Source organism: Flavobacteriales bacterium, from assembly GCA_016712535.1.
GTDB lineage: Bacteria > Bacteroidota > Bacteroidia > Flavobacteriales_F > PHOS-HE28 > PHOS-HE28.
On the sequence record JADJQW010000002.1, the window covers coordinates 1634704 to 1654148 of the forward strand.

General features: G+C 62.8%; 13 protein-coding genes. 10 read left to right on the plus strand and 3 right to left on the minus strand.

Going from position 1 to position 19445, the window contains the following annotated elements:
- Window positions 1-191: 191 nt before the first annotated feature.
- From IPK70_06655 to IPK70_06665, 3 genes are all read left to right on the plus strand, one after another.
- Window positions 192-1805, plus strand: coding sequence for a PKD domain-containing protein (locus tag IPK70_06655; protein MBK8226839.1), 1614 nt, complete (start codon window positions 192-194; stop codon window positions 1803-1805).
- Between the two features lie 349 nt (window positions 1806-2154).
- Window positions 2155-4188, plus strand: coding sequence for a tetratricopeptide repeat protein (locus tag IPK70_06660; protein ID MBK8226840.1), 2034 nt, complete (start codon window positions 2155-2157; stop codon window positions 4186-4188).
- 260 nt (window positions 4189-4448) lie between these two features.
- Window positions 4449-6851 carry a M48 family metalloprotease gene (locus IPK70_06665; protein MBK8226841.1) on the plus strand — a complete coding sequence of 801 codons (2403 nt, stop codon included), beginning with the start codon at window positions 4449-4451 and terminating at the stop codon, window positions 6849-6851.
- A 157-nt stretch (window positions 6852-7008) separates the two neighbouring features.
- On the opposite strand, the gene IPK70_06670 is transcribed toward IPK70_06665, so the two are convergent.
- Window positions 7009-7431 carry a hypothetical protein gene (locus IPK70_06670; protein ID MBK8226842.1) on the minus strand — a complete coding sequence of 141 codons (423 nt, stop codon included), beginning with the start codon at window positions 7429-7431 and terminating at the stop codon, window positions 7009-7011.
- 236 nt (window positions 7432-7667) lie between these two features.
- Between IPK70_06670 and IPK70_06675 the strand changes: the two genes are divergently transcribed.
- Window positions 7668-8465 (plus strand): hypothetical protein, encoded by a 798-nt coding sequence (locus tag IPK70_06675; protein ID MBK8226843.1) that lies wholly within the window; start codon window positions 7668-7670, stop codon window positions 8463-8465.
- Between the two features lie 447 nt (window positions 8466-8912).
- Window positions 8913-10964 (plus strand): M3 family metallopeptidase, encoded by a 2052-nt coding sequence (locus IPK70_06680; protein ID MBK8226844.1) that lies wholly within the window; start codon window positions 8913-8915, stop codon window positions 10962-10964.
- A gap of 36 nt (window positions 10965-11000) precedes the next feature.
- On the opposite strand, the gene IPK70_06685 is transcribed toward IPK70_06680, so the two are convergent.
- On the minus strand, window positions 11001-11546 hold the full coding sequence (locus tag IPK70_06685; protein ID MBK8226845.1) for a DUF2628 domain-containing protein: 546 nt from the start codon (window positions 11544-11546) through the stop codon (window positions 11001-11003).
- A 163-nt stretch (window positions 11547-11709) separates the two neighbouring features.
- Entirely contained in the window at window positions 11710-14166 is a 2457-nt protein-coding gene (locus tag IPK70_06690; protein MBK8226846.1) for an LPS-assembly protein LptD, read from the minus strand.
- A 205-nt stretch (window positions 14167-14371) separates the two neighbouring features.
- Between IPK70_06690 and IPK70_06695 the strand changes: the two genes are divergently transcribed.
- The 5 genes from IPK70_06695 to IPK70_06715 all read left to right on the plus strand — a co-directional run bounded on the left by IPK70_06695 (window position 14372) and on the right by IPK70_06715 (window position 19386).
- On the plus strand, window positions 14372-15469 hold the full coding sequence (locus tag IPK70_06695; protein ID MBK8226847.1) for an N-acetylmuramoyl-L-alanine amidase: 1098 nt from the start codon (window positions 14372-14374) through the stop codon (window positions 15467-15469).
- Between the two features lie 9 nt (window positions 15470-15478).
- Entirely contained in the window at window positions 15479-16513 is a 1035-nt protein-coding gene (locus tag IPK70_06700) for an MCE family protein (GenBank protein MBK8226848.1), read from the plus strand.
- A complete protein-coding gene (locus tag IPK70_06705; protein ID MBK8226849.1) occupies window positions 16510-17838 on the plus strand; it encodes a (Fe-S)-binding protein in 1329 nt (442 codons plus the stop codon). Before IPK70_06700 ends, IPK70_06705 begins: the two co-directional genes overlap by 4 nt.
- 106 nt (window positions 17839-17944) lie before the next feature.
- Window positions 17945-18736, plus strand: coding sequence for a (Fe-S)-binding protein (locus IPK70_06710; protein ID MBK8226850.1), 792 nt, complete (start codon window positions 17945-17947; stop codon window positions 18734-18736).
- A 143-nt stretch (window positions 18737-18879) separates the two neighbouring features.
- On the plus strand, window positions 18880-19386 hold the full coding sequence (locus IPK70_06715; protein ID MBK8226851.1) for an ABC transporter ATPase: 507 nt from the start codon (window positions 18880-18882) through the stop codon (window positions 19384-19386).
- The last annotated feature ends 59 nt before the right edge of the window (window positions 19387-19445 follow it).

Genomic DNA, 19445 nt, shown 5'->3' on the forward strand with positions numbered 1-19445 from the left:
CCTGCGGCCTCGGCATACTGATTCCCGCCTTGCACGATGACCGTGGCGCAGGCTTCGGCCTGCGCCGAGCGTCCTTCCTCGGCTGCGTCCATCTGGTGCCGCGCATCGCCGGCGCTTCGCGCGTGGGCGCCGGCCACCAGCGGCGGTGCTACCGCTCCACCGCCTATTTTGGTGGCGCCAACCCCCTGCCGATGAACCCGATGCGATTCCTTCCGGTGCTGCTCTTCCCCTTCGCAGCGCAGGCCCAGACCACCTACACGCAGACCCTGCCGCTGATGCAGGGCGTGTACAGCTGGACGCCCTTCGATTTCACCGCCACGCCGCCCACCACGGGTCCCGGCGAGCTGAGCTGCCAGTGGCTGGCCTGCTGGATGAGCGGCTTCGGCGGCAACGACATCAGCATCGAGTTCCAGACCGGGGCGAGCGCCTGGGAGGAAGTGCTGTACCAGGGCGGCAACTACCAGGAGTGCACCTACATCCCGGCCGCGAGCACGGTGCCCGGCGCCACGCTGGCGGCGGCCATCGCCTACGGCGGCGGCACCATACACGGCCGGGTGCGCGCCTCGGACAATTGCGTGGCGGGCTGGGGCTGCAGCGGGAGCAGCGACCCCAATGTGAACGGGCTCACCCTGAGCTACACCGCGCACGCGGCCAACTTCAGCGCGGCCGACCCCAGCGTGTGCCCGGGCAGCACGGTGAGCTTCACCGACCTGAGCATCAACACGCCCAGCAGCTACCAATGGATCTTCGAGGGCGGCGTGCCCAGCGGCAGCATCCAGCAGAACCCCACGGTGCAGTACCCCGGCAGCGGCAGCTTCGATGTGACGCTGATCGTGGAGACGGTGGATGGCCCGGACACACTGGTGATGCCGGATTACGTCACCGTGCACGACCTGCCGCCCGCGAACGCCGGTGTGGACGAGGATGTGTGCCTGGGCCAGAGCGCGCAGCTGCAGGCCAGCGGCGGCAGCGGTTACCAATGGTTCCCAGCCACCGGATTGAACAACGACGGGATCGCGGCGCCGATCGCGACGCCCACGGAGACCACGAGCTACACCGTGCTGGTCACCGATGCGAACGGCTGCCAGGCCAGCGACTTCATGATCCTCACCGTGCACGCGCTGCCCACCGTGCAGGCCTCGGCGGGCAACAACATCATTTGCCTCGGCGACACGGCCAACATCATCGCTGTGGGCGCGCAGCTGTACACCTGGAGCCCCAACCTCTTCATCAGCGGCACCAGCGGCGCCAGCGTGGAGGTGTGGCCCACCAGCGATTTCACGTGGACGGTGAACGGCACGGATGGCTACGGATGCCAGAACAGCACCACGGTGACCATCGAGGTGAACCCGCCGCCGCCTGCGCCCACCGTGACCAATACGGGCATGCAGGTGAGCAGCACGCCGGCCAGCGGCTACCAGTGGTACCTGAACGGCGACCCCATCGCCGGTGCCACGCAGCAGGAATGGACCCCGGTGGTGAACGGCAACTACAGCGTGGTGATCACCGACGCCAACGGCTGCCACAGCCAGAGCCTGCCGGTGTACTTCGGCACCGTGGGCGTGGCCGATGCCGCTGCCCTCGGCTTGCGCCTGTACCCGCAGCCGGCCAGCGAGGAAGTGGTGGTGGCGGGCCTGCGCGAAACCACCCCGGCGCGCCTGCTCGATGCGGCGGGCCGCATCGCGTGGCAGGGCTCGCTGCCCCGCAACGCCGCGCGCATCGACCTGCGCGGCCTGACCAGCGGACGCTACGTGCTGGAGCTGGGCACGCGCGATGCGGTGCGACTCGCGGTGATGAAAGAGTGAACGGCAAGGCGCAGGCGAAGGGGGAGATGTACTTCGTGGCATACGCTTGATCGAGCTCGTTGCGGCAACCTCTAGACGCGCTCACCGGCTACAAGCCCGGCAAGCGGATCGAGCTGGGCTGGATGAGCAGGGGGCGCCTTTCGATCTCGGATGTGATCGAACCGCACAAGCGTCACTCGAAGAGGACCCGGGCGCGCGAAGCCGATCACGCAGGATCCCGACGCCTCGGGACTGAGGCGGAGAGCCTGCGGAGATAGTTGTCATGACAGAAAGGATGTAGCTTGCTCATCAGAGCGGCCGTTGTCGCAGTCGTCAGGCCGTTGGCCTTGCAACCCCGCACCCTCGCCCAATGCGCAGGAGCTATCGCCCCTTTTGCCTGGTGCCGCTGGTCCTGGTGGGCCTGAATGGCGCCTGCCAGGGGCTGGATGCAAGAAGGGCGGATAGCCTGCTCGCCGTATGGAGGCACAGCGGAAGGCCCGATACCGCTCGCCTGGAGGCCCTGTATGCACTCGCCCATAGGGGTTACCTCTTCACCGCGCCGGACAGCGCTGCGCTGCTCGCCGAGCAAGGAATCGCCTTCGCAAGAGCAAGTGGCTTGTTGAAGCATATGGCGCACGGGATGAACCTGGTGGCGGTTTCCCACGGCATACGCGGCGATCCTGCAACGGCGCTGGGAAAGTTCATGCAGACGGCCGAGTGGTTCGAGGCCAGCCAGGAAAAGCGCTTGCACGCGCTGGCCTTGGGGAATGTGGGGCGAGCGCATAACGACCTGGGGCAGAAAACGCAGGCCATGGAAGCCTTGATGCGCAGCCTGCGGATCGTGGAGGAACTCGGTGATAGCGCCCTGGTGGCCAGCACCCTGAGCAGCATCGGTAACATCTATAGCGATATCGGCGACGAACGACGCGCGTTGGATCACTACGAGCAAGCGCTGGCCATCGCCACGGCGATTGAGGATGCGGAGAACATGCCGACGTATCTGATCAGCATGGCCTCGAGCCTCTTCATCCTGGGCGACACCCTGCGGGCCAGCGTGATTTACGAGCGCAGCATCATCCTCTGCGATAGCCTGGGAAATGGCCCATTGCTGGCCACGGCGATTTCGAGCCTGGCGGAGTTGCAGGAGAGCCGCAGTGAACTGGCCGCAGCCGAGGCAAGCTACCAGCGGTCCTTCGCCTTGGCCGAAGAACTGGGCATGGACGACATCATGGCCACGAGCCTCATGGGGCTCGGCAGCATCGCGCGTGCGAAGGACGATATGCCGCGTGCGCTCGCCTGCTTCGAACGCGCCCTTGCCCTGGCGCAGGGAACCGGGAATGTGAGGAACATCCAGATCGCCTCGGAGCTGCTCTACAAGGTATCCAAGGCGCAGGGCCGCGCGGAAGACGCCCTGCGGATGCACGAGATCCACCTGGCCATGAAGGATAGCACCACGAGCGAGGAGAACCGCCGTGGCGTGATGGGGCAGCGCTTCCAATACGAGTACGAGAAAAAGGAGGCTTTGCTTCAAGCCGAGCAGGAGAAGAAGGACGCCCTGGCGGCGGAGGAATTGCGCCGCAGGAACGTGCAGCGCAACGCGTTCATCGGCGGCTTCGGGCTCATGGTGCTGCTGGCCGTGACATTCTTATTCCAGCGCAACCGCATCAGCAAGGCCCGGAAACGAAGCGATGAACTGCTGCTGAACATCCTGCCTGGCAAGGTGGCGGAGGAGTTGAAGGCGAAGGGCGAGGCCGAGGCGGTGCTGCTCGATCAGGTCACCGTGCTCTTCACCGACTTCAAGGGATTCACTGCGATGAGCGAGAAGGTCACGCCCACGCAGCTGGTACAGGACCTCAACGAATGCTTCAGCGAATTCGATCGCATCACGGAGAAGCATGGCATCGAGAAGATCAAGACCATTGGCGATGCGTACATGGCCGCCGGCGGATTGCCAACGCCCAACACCACGCACGCCACGGATGTGATCAAGGCAGCACTGGAAATGCGCGATTTCATCGCCGAAGGAAAGGCGCGCAGGATCGCGGTAGGTCTTCCTTATTTCGAGATCCGCATCGGCATCCACACAGGCCCCGTGGTGGCCGGTATCGTCGGGGTGAAGAAATTCCAGTACGACATCTGGGGCGATACGGTGAACACGGCCAGCCGCATGGAGAGCAGTGGTGAAGTGGGGCAGGTGAACATCAGCGAGGCGACTTACCGATTGGTGAATGGTGAAGAGCGAATAGTGAATGGAAATGCCCCCGCCACCACCTATTCGCCATTCACCAACTCCCATACACCAACTCCTGTTCACCATTCACCTGCATTCGTCTTCACCCCCCGAGGTAAAGTGCAAGCCAAGGGCAAGGGGGAGATGGAGATGTACTTCGTGGCATACGCTTAACCAAGCTCTCTCGGTGACCTCTAGACCCGCTCATCACAGGCTACAAGCCAGGCAAGCGGATCGAGCTGGGCTGGATGAGTAAGGGGCGCCTTTCGATCCCGGATGCGATCGAACCGCACAAGCGTCACGCGAAGAGGATCCGGGCGCGCGATCCGATTACGAATGTCCTGGCCCTTCGGGCCTGAGGCGGAGGCGCCGACGAAACCGATGGACCGTCGTCCAGTGCGTATGATGCGACAGCACCACGCTATGTTTGTTCAATGCAGCTCCTTGCAAAGGCATCATGCCTCCTTCTCCTCGCCGCGTGGACCCCATTTCACGCCTCTGCGCAGGCCTTATTCCCGGATACGCTTGTCTATTTGAATGGCGCGCGCAGGCCGGTGCAAGTCCTGCGCTTGGAGAGCGGGCGCCTTCACTACGCGAGCGGAGCCGGCTGGAGGACAGTCGCCATCGACAGCTTGAGCGCGGTGATCGGCAGGGGAACCGATGCCTTGCGCGGCAATGCATTGATAATTGAGCGCAGAAGCCTGGAAAGGATGAGTTCATTGCCGGAAAGGCAGAGCCTGCTTCATTACGCGAATACGCGCTTCCGTGACTATCAGCCGCTGCAAAGCACAGGCGCTGTGCCACTGGACCTGCGTGAATACTACTTGGAAGCCCAGGAACAGGCCGTGCGGGACAAGCAAAAGCGCAAGAATCGATTCGTCAAGGACAACACCGTTGCGATGGGTTACCTCTTCGCCACCGGCCGTGTGCTCTACAATGACCCGATCAGCTTGTACATGAGCGAGGTGCTGGACACCTTGCTGCATGCTGACGCCGCACTTCGGGCGCGTTTGCGGGTCTTCTGCATTCGAGCTGCTGCTGTGAACGCCTACACGAGCAACGATGGGAAGATATTCGTGACACTGGGCCTTCTCGCCAGATTGAAGAGCAGGGCTGAGCTCGCCTTCGTCCTGGCCCATGAGGTGCAGCATTACCTGAATGGCGATGTGTACGAATCCTTCGTGCTTAACCACGACATCTCCAAGCGCATGAAGTCCTTGACGCGCAAGCAGGAGAGCGCCGCGCAGTTGCTCCGAACCAAGTACAGGCGCTCTCGGCAACAGGAAGTCATTGCCGATAGCGCTGGGGTCCTCCTTTATCGCTCCTCGCCTTACGGGAAACATGACCCTGGCCGGGTGTTCGATGTGCTTGAACGCTCCGAAGGACCGGTTTATCCCCATGTGCCGGATGGAGCCTTCTTCGGAATGGCGCCGGAGCATTTCGACGACATCCTCAATGCGGAGCTTCAAGATCGTGCACCAGTGGATGGACAGCGTGATGCTTCTTTCGATACGCACCCCGCCATCGATTCAAGGCGCGCCATGCTGCACGCATTGAGCGATGGGCATGCTTGGACCATCCTGGCGCATGACCCCTCGTACGCTATCGTGCGCGACATGGCCGGCTTCGAACTCGCCTACACCTATTTCATCGATGGCGAGTTCGCCCTGGCATTGATCCAGGCGAATGGCCTGCTCGGCGAATACCCTGACAGCCCCTTCCTCAACGGGCTGTCCGTGAAGTGCTTGCTCGCAATAGCCGAGATTGCCGACGATACCAAGGATGGACGGATGCCAGTTGCACTGGACTCCTACAGCGACCCTGCCATACGGGCATTCAATAGCACCATCGGCCGCATGACCAGCCTCGAGCTGTACGCATCGGTGATCCATCGCTGCGCGATGCTGCCCGCGGCGGAGCACGATCTCGACATGCGCCATTCTGTCGCCATCGCCGCGAGAGCGCTGAACGAAAGCGGTTTCGTTCCCGAGCCCGTTGAATCGACCGTGTCCATGGCAGCCGATTCCTCTGAGCATGCGAATAACGTGGTTGATACGCTGTTGAGCGAGCATGTCGAAGTGGATCCGGCCGAACAGGAACGCACGCAGCCAGCGGTGGTCCATGATCCTGATGAGGCTGGAACAGCTAAGGCGGATCGGACGGTTACGAGATTGGAGGATATGATCGTCGCACTCATGTCCGATACAGTGGCGGCCCAACTGCTCGAAACAAATGACCATTGGATCATAGGCCCTTGGACGCGGACCGGGCATGTCGTTATACCGTTCATCATGATTCTCGACACCTTGGGCAAGCCGCGCATTCTTGATCCTCAGCACGCGTACGCGCGTTACTGCCGGGAAATTGAGCAACTCAGCTCGAGCAAGAAACGGAAGGTGAAGGCGATGAGCAGCTTCGGTCTGGATAGTACAGGCACACGGGAATACAACGAATTCTGCTTCTATCAGGATCAATTGCAGGCCTTCCTCGCCAATGACCAGCAGCCCTTCGTGCTTGATCGGGATGAGCTTTACGCATTCGGTGAGCGGCACGATGCCCGCTACCTCACGCTGTCCTTCGTGCTCATGACCAGGAACAGGCTCATCTTCAAGCTAGGTCGTTGGCTCATGTTCGGTTTCCTGATACCGGGCGGCGGTGGTTTGGTCATCGGCACGCATGCGCTCTTTTACAAATACACGGGCAAGCAATTCACCGTGGTATACGACCTAACGACCGGAAGTGAAGTGCATGCCGGATACGAGCGCCGCAGGACGTATTTCAGTGCGAATCCCAGCAGCAGGAGATTCTATAAGACCATGGACAAGGCGCCGAGATAGCCACGGCTGTTGAAAGAAACCCTTGACCCAGGTTCGCCGAAGATGGCAGACCGCTGCGGTTGTTCGGTGGCGGGGTTGCGATCAGCGGCTCACCCTGCGGGGGCCTAAGGGTGCCGCGCCCAACGGTCGAGGGTAGCCTGGCGTTGCCGCTCTTGCGCTAGTACACGACATGCTCAACACCGCGCACGATTTCACGCTTCGCGGATCGCCTGGCCAAGAAACTCGCGGTACAGAAAGAGATGGAGGTTCCCACCACCAGCCTGCGCCATGCGTTCGATGCTCCATCCGTTCCGTAGAATTCGGTATTCGCAGCTTCGTTGATGACCCAGATACCAACGAAGCCAAAACCGATTCCGCCAAGAACCCCCGACCAGGTGTCCTTCCGTTTGTACCTCCGCGAGTATTCGACCAGGACAGGGTCATTCGATGCCCTGAAGCGCAAGGCTAATGTCTCGTGATTGAGCGGTATGGAATCATATTGCAGGAAGAGGATCCGGCCGTCCCGCGCCTTCAGGCTAAGGCTATCGAGGCTCGTATCGGATTGCGCCGTGCACGGCACGCTCGCCGCAAGGGTGAGCAAGACTGAAGCAAGCACAAGGTTTGTTCGGTCTTTCATCGGGTAGCGGCTGTCGGATGCGCAACGCTGGCGGGCGCCGGTTTCGTGCGTGTTTACCTATTCCATCATGGCCTTCAGCGAATGTAACCCGGACATGGCCCACGCACGGTCTCGCCGCGCGCAAGCCCGAGCTTTGCGGCCGGATTTGTAAGTGGGGGCGCTCCCTCGCCCCGTCGTCCTACATTTCCACCGCCACCGCCATGAAACCACTAGCCTTCCTCGCCTGCTCCGGCATCGCCTTGCTCGTTGCCGCCTGCTCCGGCCCGCGCTTGGAGGAGAAGGGTTTCCAAGTGGGCCCGGTGGCAAGCGGTGCCGATACCGCAGCGGCCAGCGGCTTGGTTCAGGACTCCCTGGTCTTCGAGACGCGGCCGAGCAACGTGCTGCTCACGGGCATGCCCGGCATCCGGCTCGTCACGCTCTACAAGGTGAACCGCCGCAAGGACGATGGCCGCAGCTTCATCGGCTCGAACAGCTTCCATTACCGCTACGATGAAGGTGACGATGACCTGCTGAACAACTGGAACGGCCACCTGATGCCCGGCTTCGAGGCGGCCTACGGCTACAACCTGGTGAATGTGGCGCACTACGACATAGCCAGTGGGGTGCAGCGGCGCTTCTTCGAGAAGCCGGTGCTGATCAAGACGCTCTACTATCCCGCCTTCTCGCGCGATACCCTCAACGGCGCCCCCGTGGCCCGCGACTTCTTCATCGTCACGGCCTACGATGAGGACACCAACGAGGACGGCTTCATCAACACGAAGGACCTGCGGCGGATCCACCACTTCGGTGCCGATGGCCAGCGCAAGGGCGCGCTGGTGCCCACCAATGCGTCGGTGATGAAATCGGAGTACGATCCCGCGAACGACTTCATGTACGTGTTCGCCCGGCTCGATGAGAACGGGAACGGCAGGCCCGACGACAAGGAACCGATCCACGTGCATTGGATCGACCTGAAGGACCCCGCGCGGACCGGCAGGCTCTACGGCGCCGCGTGGTGAGGATGCGCTTTCGGCGCGATCGGATCGAGTGGCAGGATTTCGCGACATTCAGGCTTCATCTCGATTCGCACAATCACGACCTGATTGATCGGCACAACATGACAGCGTGCATCTGAGTTCTCAGGTGCCGCGTGCGGTGGGTGTCCACCCCGGGTCTTTGCCCGGGGCAGGCTCCCCCGCGCACCGTCGCCTCCCGAGCCGTAGGCGAAGGGATGGCTCAACCTTTTGGCGAAGCAAAAGGTTGAAATAGAACAAGCGCCATCTGGTTTGCGGTTCAGCATTTCCTCTTGGTGACACAATCAAACCGAGGCACGCTCGCTTCAACAGCACCGCGCATATTTGCGCCACGATGTCCGCGCGCACCAAGCATACCATCACATCCGAAGACCTCGGTCTGCGAGTGTCGCGCGGCATGCGCCCTTGAACACCTCCATCCGCTTCACGTCGATGACCAATCCGCTTCTCCAGACCAGCCAGCTGCCCTTCCAGGCCCCGCCCTTCGACCGCATCAGCGATGATCAGTTCCGTCCGGCGCTGGCCGAGGGCATGAAGCGTCACCGCGCTGAGGTGAACCTCATCGCAAACTGCGAGGAGCCACCGTCCTTCGAGAACACCATCGTGGCGCTGGAGCGCGCGGGGCAGGACCTGAGCCGCGCCAGCAGCGTGTTCTACAACCTCGTAGGCTGCGCCACCAACGAAGTGCTGCAGGCCGTGAAGGCCGACATGGCCCCGAAGCTCGCCACGCACTACGACGCCATCGCCCTCAATGAGCGCCTCTTCACGCGCATCAAGCGATTGCGTGACAGCATGGAATCGCTGCAGCTCGATGCCGTGGACGTGCGCCTGCTCGACCGCTGCTACACGCGTTTCGTGCGCGCGGGCGCCCTGCTCGATGCCGCCGGCAAGGAGCGCATGACGGAGCTGAATGAGGAAGAGGCCCGCCTCGTGGCGCGCTTCGAGGAGAACATCCTCAAGGAGCGCATGGCCTCGGCGGTACTGGTTGACGATGCCCGCCTGCTGGATGGACTATCAGGTGAGGCCATCGAAGCCGCCGCCCTGGCGGCGAAGGAGAAGGGGCACGAGGGCCGATGGCTCATCGACCTGCGCAACACCACCACGCAGCCCGTGCTGGCCGAATTGAATGACCGCGCCCTGCGTGAGCGCATCCTGAAAGCCAGCCTGGCGCGCAACAGCCGCGGCAACGCGTGGGACAATCGCGCCATCATTGCGCGTCTCGCGCAATTGCGCGCGCAGAAGGCGCAGCTCCTCGGTTTCGCTTCCTGGGCGCATTACGTGATGGACGACCAGATGGCGAAGGAACCTGCGAACGCCATGGAGCTCATGGGCCGCCTGGCACCGGCCGCCGTGGCCAATGCCCGCCAGGAAGCCGGGAAGCTGCAAGCCATGATGGATGCGGAGCCGGGCATGAACGGAAGCGGGCCACGGCGCTTGGCCGCTTGGGACTGGGACTACTACGCCGAGCAGGTGCGCAAGGCGGAGTACGATTTCGATGAGGCCGCCGTGAAGCCCTACCTCGAATTCGATCGCGTGCTGCACGATGGGGTCTTCTTCGCGGCGAATGCGCTATTCGGCCTTTCCTTCAAGGAGCGCAAGGACCTGCCCGTGTACCATGAGGATGTGCGCGTATTCGACATCGTGGATGCTGATGGAAGCGTGATCGGGCTCATCTACGGGGACTTCTACGCGCGCGACCACAAGAACGGCGGCGCGTGGATGAGCACCTTCGTTGACCAGAGCACCTTGCTGGGCCAGCAGCCCGTGATCACGCAAGTGTGCAACTACACCAAGCCCGCAGCGGGTCAGCCCTGCCTGCTCAGCTGGGACGATGTGATCACGCTCTTCCACGAGTTCGGGCACGGTCTGCACGGCATGCTCAGCGCGCAGAAGTACCCGCGCTTCAGTGGAACGGCCACCAGCACCGATTTCGTGGAGTTCCCCTCGCAGGTGAATGAGAACTGGGCGCTGGACCCGAAGGTGCTGGCGCGGTACGCGAGGCACCACCGCACGGGTGAGCCGATGCCCGCGGACCTTGCAGACAAGTTGCGCAAGGCACGCACGTTCAACCAGGGCTATCGCACCACCGAGTACCTCGCAGCGGCCATCATCGATCTTGCCTGGCACGGTTTGACGGCCGATGCGCCGCTCGTCGAGGATGTCGATGCCTTCGAGCACGCGGCGCTGTCCAAGCACGGCCTCGACCTCGAGCAGGTTCCGCCGCGCTACCGCAGCTGCTACTTCAGCCATGCCTGGACCGGCTACGCGGCCAATTACTACGCCTACCTCTGGAGCGAGGTGATGGATGCCGACGGCTTCGCGTGGTTCATGGAGAACGGTGGCCTCACGCGCGCCAACGGTGAACGCTTGCGCGCCACCGTGCTCAGTCAGGGCGGCAGCAAGCCCGAGGCCCAGCTCTACCGCGACTTCACAGGCCGCGACCCGCGCGTGGAGCCGCTGCTGGAGAAAAGGGGGATGCGGTAGCAGGTCGGGGGGCGTGCAGGCACAGCCTACTCCTCACTAGATCGAGAAGAAACCGCCCAATCCCACGGTCAACGCCAGCGCCGCGCCCAAGCACAGCGCCAGGAACACGAACACCGCTCCCACGCTATGGCCGCCACGACGGGCAATGGCGGCGAGCACTTCGGCCTCGTGCGCGTGCGGCAGTTCCACCAGCACCTGCCGGATATTGCGCCGCGCATCCCAGAGGTAAACGCGGTTGGCGTAGTAGCCCATCGCGGCGTTCAGGGCAAGTGAGATGACCAAGCCGGTGATGCTCTGTGCGAGTTCATCGAGCGCTAGAAGCACGTAAAGGCCTTCCTCGATGGTGCTTTGCAAAAGGATGAGCCCCACAGCGCACGCGGCGATCACATACATGCGGCGGTACACCATCCAAAGCATGCCCAGGAAGAAGGCCGCCCAGCGGAAATCGAGCGATTGCCCCTGGCGCAAACGGCCCAGCTCGGACAGGTAATAGGTGGCTTCGTCGCCGAAGTAGGTGCTCCAGTAGCGGTCGGGGAATTCGCCCCAAGGCCCCGGATGAATAGGCTCAAGCTGGTCTTCCATTCAGAAGCTATCTCAAAATGGTTTTTGGTAGCGAGCCGGAGGAATTTTTCGGGCAGCCTAGGCGCGAAACTCGCGCATAGCTGGATGCTCTGCAAGGGTTGAGCAACGACGGATGCCCGAAAAAGGCCCAGGCGCAGCCCGAAGGATCATTTTGAGATTGCTTCTAGTACAGCAGATTGTTGTCGTTGCCGTAAGGCCGGCGCTGCTCGTACTTCAGGTCGCGCAGGATGCTTGCCTTCACGTTGATGCGCACCATGAAGCTCTTGCGCAGTCCGATGGGCGTGATGTTGAAGTTGAACTCCCAGCAGTGCAGGTCCCAGTAGAGGTTCAGCGAGGTGGGCGTCCATTCCCCGGCCACGAGGTCGTAGCCGCTCTGCCCGCCGAGCTTCCAATGCTTCAGCACGGTCACATCGCCATTGAAGAGCACGCTCTTGCGCTCGTCCTGCGTGTACGTTCCCTCCCGGTACGACCGGCTCACATCGTAACTGTAGTTCACGCCCAGCCGCCACGGCATGCTGAAGCTCTGGCGCGCGCCCTTCGCGGGATCGCTGTCCTGCACCACCTGACCGCCCGGCGGCTCCGCGCTGGTGCTTTGTCCGTAGCGCTTGCTCTTCAGTTCCACGCCCAAGGCCACGTTGGTGTAGAGCATGCGCGCCAATGCGCCGCTTGTGCTGCGCTCGCTGCGGTTGATGCGCTGGCCATCGAGGTCCACGGCATAGGGATCCCAGGTGCTGTTCACGTTCACATTGATCGCGTTCGCGATCAGCGTGCGCGCCGCGATCGCCACGGACGACCAGCGCACGCTGTCCTTGAGCATGTCGTAGCTGCTGTTGATGCCGAGGAAATCGAGCAGCTTGATCTTCTTGAGCGCGAGGCCGCCTTGCCCGGTGCTGTCTTCGCGCATGGCCTTCTTGTCGCGCACCTTGGCCTCCACGTTCTGGATCACGCCCACATTCAGTGAGCCGCTCTCGCCCACGCTCGGTTCGCCATAGATCCCGATCTGGAAAGGCGAGTAGGTGCCGAGCGAGCCATTGGCGCCGAAGGGCCCTTCGATGCGCGTGCTGTTATCGGGGCGGTAGCTGAGGCCCACGTTGGGCGTGATGGTATGCCGGATGGCGCGCACCGCGCCGCCGCGGAAGGTGTACATGCCGTAGAGCTTGGTGGTGAGCGTGGCGCCCGCGCTCCATTCGCCCGCGCGGCGGAAGCCGCCCACGGTGTCGGTGAACACGGTATCGGGCTCCGGCTGGTAGGTGCGGCGCAGCGTCTCGAGGTACCAGCGGTCGGTGAAGCGGAACTCCGGGTTCAAGCTGAAGAAGCGGTTCTTGAGCGTGGTGGTGATGGCGGCGGTGTGGCGCATGCCGTTGCGTGCATCGCGCGCCAGGGTCCCGAGGTTCTCGAGGTAGAGATTCTCTTCGGTGGTGCTGAGCCGGTTGTCGAGGTTGGCGGTGTAGGTGAGCGCGAGCTGATCGTACCAGCGCGATGGGGCACCGACGGGGCGCAGCAGCTGCACCGGGAGGATGCGCTGCAGGTTGAAGGTGATGGCGGGGAGGGTGATGTCGAAGCTGCGGTTGAGCGTGTTCTGGCGGTGGAGCGCATTCACGGCCACGGAGTAGGGCTTGCCCGGCCATAGCCGCGCGTAGCTGATGTTGCTCTGGAAGGTGTTGCTGAGGTAATCGCCGACGTTGCTGTTGAAGTTGTTGCGGTAGTTGTTGCTGGTGCCCAGGTTGACGCTGGCGCTGAAGCGGTCGGTGAGGCTGGAGCGCGCGTCCACCTGATGGCTCCAGTTCACGAAGAAGTTGCGCTGCCGGCTGAAGTCGGGGTACTCGGGGTCGCTGCTGAGCAGGGTGCTGTGGTTGAGCTGCAGGTTGCCGCTGTAGCGGTAGCGCGAGCGGTAGCGCGTGATGCCGCGCAGGGCCCAGCTCCCGCGGCTGTAGATGTCGCCGGTGAGGCTCAGGTCGGCGCGCTCGCCCAGCTGCTGGTACCAGCCGCCATTGAGCAGGAAGTAGCCGAGGGCGGGGTTGTTGCCCCACACCGGGATCAGCACGCCGCTGCTGCCGCCCTTCTTGTTAGGGAAGAGGCCGAAGGGGAGGGCCAGGGGCGTGGGCACCTTGCGGAATTTCATGTAGGCCGGACCGCTGATGATCTTCTCGTCCGGGATCACCATCATGCGGCTCACCTGGAAGTGGTAATGCGGGTTGGGACGGTCGCAGGTGGTGAGCTTGCCGCGCAGGCTGTGCACCTCGCCGTTCGCATGGCGCTTGCTCAGTCCGGCATGCAGCCAGGCTTCCTGCTCCTGCGTGCGCACCTCGCGGATGATGCCCACCTTGGTCTTCAGGTTCACCCGGATGCTGTCGGCGTCGATGGTGTGGCCATCCTGCACCAGGCGCGGCTTCCCGGCGATGGCCCCGGTGCTGTCCGGCGCACCAAAGCTCATGGCTTCTTCGTTCTTGAAGCTGAACACGATGCGGTCGGCCGTGAGCTGCGTGCCCAGGTAGCGGACGCTCGCGGCGCCATAGAGGTACACGGATTGCTCAGCGAGGTCGTACCGGATGCTGTCGCGCGCGCTGTACCGCACCTCATCGCTCAGCTTCTGCGCCCGCGCCCCGGTGGCCGTCCACATCAACAGGAAAATGATGAAAACTGCGACCGATGCCGACCTGCCGCCCCTGATGGCGCCTCTTTCTTCGCGCCACGGGGGCCGGATGCGTCGCTGTGCCTGCATGGTCCGGGAATCCTCGCGGATGAGCGGCGCGAAAAGTACGCATCGCCCTCCGCGCCGCTTGGAACGACCGCTACGCCCTCTGCTTGCCGCTTTAACGATCGTTGTGCTCGCGGCTTCAGCCGTGGGCCAAGGCCGCGACCCGCACCGCATCCGCACCATCGTGCTCGATGCCGGCCATGGCGGCAAGGACCCCGGCAACCTGGGCACCGGCCGCTACAAGACCACCGAGAAGCACGTCTCGCTCAACGTCGCCAAGCTCGTGGGCAAGTACCTCAACGAGGCCTTCCCCGACGTGAAGGTGGTCTACACGCGCGACGACGACCGCTTCATCGAGCTCATGGAGCGCACCCAGATCGCCAACCGCGCCAAGGCCGACATCTTCCTCAGCATCCACTGCAACGCCAACGACAGCAAGGATCCGCACGGCTGCGAGACCTACGTGATGGGCCTGCACAAGACCGATGCGAACATGAAGGTGGCCATGAAGGAGAACGCCGCCATCCTGCTCGAGGACGGGCATGAGCTGAAGTACGGCGGCTACGATCCCAAGCGGCCCGAGAGCCAGATCGAACTGAGCCTGCGGCAGAACGTGCACCTCGACCAGAGCCTGCTGCTCAGCTCACTCATCCAGAAGCAGTTCAAGGACCGCGTGGGGCGGCCGGACCGCGGGGTGAAGCAGGCCGGTTTCCTCGTGATCAGCTACACCACCATGCCGGCGGTGCTCATCGAGCTCGGCTTCCTCACCAACCCAACGGAAGAGGATTTCCTCCAGGAGGAGCAGGGGCAGGATTTCATGGCCAGCGCCATCTACCGGGCCATCAAGGAGTACAAATCCATCGTCGAGGGCCTGCCCGCCGAAACAGCGCAGGAGGCGAAGCCCGACAGCACGCGCGTGGCGGTGAAGGAACCCGAGCCGAAGCCGCGCACGGAGAGCAGCGTGCGCTTCAAGGTGCAGATCGCCACCAGCAGCAAGCGCATCGACCCGAAAGCGAAGAACTTCAACGGCCTCGAAGGTGTTGAGGAGCACAAGGGGCAGGGGCTCTTCAAGTACACCGTGGGCGATGAGGTCAGCCTGGATGCAGCCCGAGCGGTGCAGCGGCGATGCAAGGAGAAGGGATTCGATGGCGCCTTCATCGTGGCCTTCCGCGATGGGCAACGGATCGATCTGCAGGAAGCGGTTAATTTGGCCCAAGGCCGATAGGAGCGGAGCATGAAGATCAAACGCGAGTACAGCATTGCAGGCATCGCCATCGCCGGGCTGCTGCTGCTCTATTTCGGGATCAATTACCTGCGCGGCCTCGATGTGCTCACCAAGCGCAACGTGTTCCATGTGGTGTACAATGACATCAGCGGCGTGAACTCGGCCTCGCCGGTCTTCCTCAATGGCTACAAGGTGGGCCAGGTGGTGGGCACCGGCCTGCTTCCCGATGGCAGTGGCCGCATCGCCGTGAGCTTCCAGCTGAATGAGCGCCAACTGAAGCTGCCCAAGGATACCAAGGTGCAGATCTACAGTGCTGACCTCTTCAGCCGGGCCCTGCAGATCATCATCGGCAAGAGTCCAGAGGTCGCGCAGGCCGGCGACACGCTTGTGGGCAATACCGAGCTGAGTCTCACCGATGCGGTAGGCGAGCAGATCGATCCGCTGAAGCGCAAGGCCGAGGCCATGCTCGCCAACATCGACTCGTTGCTCACCACCATGCAGGACCTGCTCAACGATAGCACGTTGGGCGACATCGACGCGAGCTTCTCCAGCATCCGCGGTACGCTCGAGAACCTCAACAGCACCAGCCGCCGCCTCGATGCCCTCATGGCCGCCGAGAGTGTCACCATCCACGCCGTGCTCGAGAACCTGCGCCGCGTCACCGCCAACCTCGATAGCTACCACGCCAGCCTCAGTTCCACCTTGTCCAACCTCGATACCCTCAGCGGCGACCTCGCGAGCCCGCGCACCCGGCAGATGCTCGCTGACCTTGCCGAGACAAGCACCAAGCTGAAGGGCGTGATGACCGGCCTGGAGCAAGGAGAGGGATCGCTCGGCGCCCTGCTGAAGAACGATACCCTCTACGCCAACCTGCAGAGCGCGAGCAAGGAGCTCGACCTCCTGCTTGAGGATCTCCGCCTCAATCCCAACCGCTACGTGCAGCTCTCGCTCTTCGGCAAGAAGGACAAGCTGCCCAAGCTCACCGACAGCGATGTGCAGCGCATCAAGCAAGCGCTGCAGGACGACAAGCGCATGAAGCCATGATCGCGCAAGTGGTCTTCGGCATCCTCCTCATCGCGGCCATCGCGCTATTCGCGCGCAACCTGGGCCGGATCGGGCGCAACATCCACCTCGGCAAGCCGGAGGCGATCAACGACCGCAAGGCCGAGCGTTGGAGCACCATGGCGCGGGTCGCCCTTGGACAGAGCAAGATGGTCGTCCGCCCGGTGGCCGGCATCATGCACAGCCTCATCTACGCGGGCTTCATCATCATCAACCTCGAGGTGCTGGAGATCTTCATCGATGGGCTCTTCGGCACGCATCGCATCGGCGCCTTCCTCGGAGGGTTCTATGATTTCCTCATCGGCAGCTTCGAGATCCTGGCCATCGGCGTGCTGTTGGCTTGCATCGTCTTCATCGCCCGTCGTGCCATCATCCAGCTGCCCCGCTTCCATAAGCCCGAGATGAAAGGCTGGCCCTCGAAGGACGCTATGATCATCCTCGTCACCGAGATCGTGCTCATGTGCGCATTCCTCACCATGAACGCGGCCGACTTCGTGTTGCAGGGCCTCGGCGCCGAGCATTACACGCAGGCCGGGTCCTTCCCGGTCAGCGCCGCGATCGCCTCAACCCTCAACCTCTCGAATCTTCAGCCTTCAACCCTCATCACCATGGAGCGCACGGCCTGGTGGCTCCACATCGTCGGCATCCTCGGCTTCCTCAACTACCTCGTGGTAAGCAAGCACCTGCACATCCTGCTCGCCTTCCCAAACGTGTGGTACAGCAAACTGGCGCCAAGGACCGAGTTCGCCAACATGCCGCGCATCACGGGTGAGGTGAAGAGCATGATCGACCCCAGCGTGCCGCCGCCCGATCCGGCACCCGCGCGAACCGTCGCTGGCGCGGAAGTGCCCGAGCGCTTCGGTGCGAAGGACGTTTTCGACTTGAGCTGGAAGAGCCTGATGGATGCGTACAGCTGCACCGAGTGCGGCCGCTGCACCAGTGAGTGCCCCGCCAACCTCACCGGCAAGTTGCTCAGTCCGCGCAAGATCATGATGGACACGCGCGACCGCTTGGAAGAAGTGGGCGAGGCCATCGATGCCAAGGGCAAGTGGGAGGACGATGGCCAGAGCCTGCACTCGCGCATCAGCGAAGAGGAGCTCTGGGCCTGCACCACCTGCAACGCCTGCACCCAGGCCTGTCCGGTGAACATCGATCCGGTGAGCATCATCATGGAGATGCGCCGCTACAAGGTGATGGAGGAGAGCAGCACGCGCCCCGCGCTCACGAGCATGTTCAACAACGTGGAGAACAACGGCGCGCCATGGGCCTTCGGGGCAGATCGTCGCATGGAATGGACGAATTCATGAACAAGCCTCAAGCACCAAGCTCCAAGGCTCAAGCTGCAAGCAACGCGCTTGAAGCTTGGAGCTTGAGCCTTGGAGCTTGTGGATCCGCATTCGATCTTATTGCCCCATGAGCCAGAGTCTCGCCGTCCCCACCATGGCCGCTTTCACCGCTTCTGGCGAAGTGCCCGAAGTGCTTTTCTGGGTAGGCTGCGCGGGATCATTCGATGACCGTGCGCGCAAGATCACCAAGGCCTTCGTGCGCATCCTGAATGCGGCCAAGGTGAAGTTCGCTGTGCTGGGCCAAGAGGAGACCTGCACCGGCGATCCCGCCCGTCGCGCGGGCAATGAGTTCCTCTTCCAGATGCAGGCGCTGCAGAACGTCACCGTGCTGAACGGCTATGGCGTGAAGCGCATCGTCACCGCCTGCCCGCACTGCTTCAACACGCTGAAGAACGAGTACCCGGCGTTGGGCGGCAGCTACGAGGTGATGCATCACACGCAGTTCATCAATGCGCTGTTGAAGGAAGGCCGCATCAAGGTGCAGGGCGGCGGCTTCAACGGCAAGCGCATCACCTTCCACGACCCTTGCTACCTCGGTCGCGGCAACAATGAGTACGAGGCCCCGCGCGAAGTGCTCCTGAAGCTCGATGCCGCGCTGGTGGAGATGAAGCGCAGCAAGCAGAACGGCCTGTGCTGCGGCGCTGGCGGAGCGCAGATGTTCAAAGAAGCAGAGCCCGGCGCGCGTGAGGTGAACCACGAGAGGGGCGAGGAAGCACTGGGCACCAAGCCGGACATCATCGCTGCGGGCTGCCCCTTCTGCAACACCATGCTTACTGATGGCGTGAAGCACTTCAACAAAGAGGGTGAAGTGGTGGTGAAGGACGTGGCGGAGCTGATCGCGGAGGCGGGGGAGCTGTAGGTCCGGCTCGTTTGTTCCACCAACAACTGTTAATGAGTTCGGGCGGCGGTGGGCGATGGCGCGTTTATTTCAATCACTTTGGCCTCGACTCAGGCATCGGATGCCCTTTCGAGAAACGTCTGCACCACGAACACCGAAGAACGATGACGACCGAAGCACACGCCCCCATCCGTACCGTCGACTCCATGCCTGTGCATGCCCGCGTGTGGGCGTACAAGACCGCGCGCGACCTTAGCCAGGCCGAGCAGAAGCTCATCCGCGAGCGCGGTGCCGCCTTCACCGATTCGTGGGCCGCGCACGGCGCACCGCTCGATGCCTGCGTCGATGTGCTTTACAACCGCTTCGTCGTGATCGCCGTCGATGAAGAGCAGGCGAACGCCAGCGGCTGCAGCATCGACAAGAGCGTGGGCTTCATCAAGCAGCTCGAGCACGACCTCAACCTCATGCTCACCGATCGCATGGTGGTGGTGTTCGAGGGCAGCGATGGCAAGGTGCACAGCTGCCGCTTGCAGGAATTGCCCGAATTGATCAAGGAAGGTGCGATCACCGCCGATACCGTTGTCTTCGACGATCTCGTAGGCACTGTGTCCGACCTGAACGAGCGCTTCCGCGTGCCCTTGCGCAGCAGCTGGATGCAGCGCTTCCTGTAAGATCCTACCAAGGGTCATTTGATAAGTAGGGCGGCGATCGCCCATGGCAGCGCACGCCG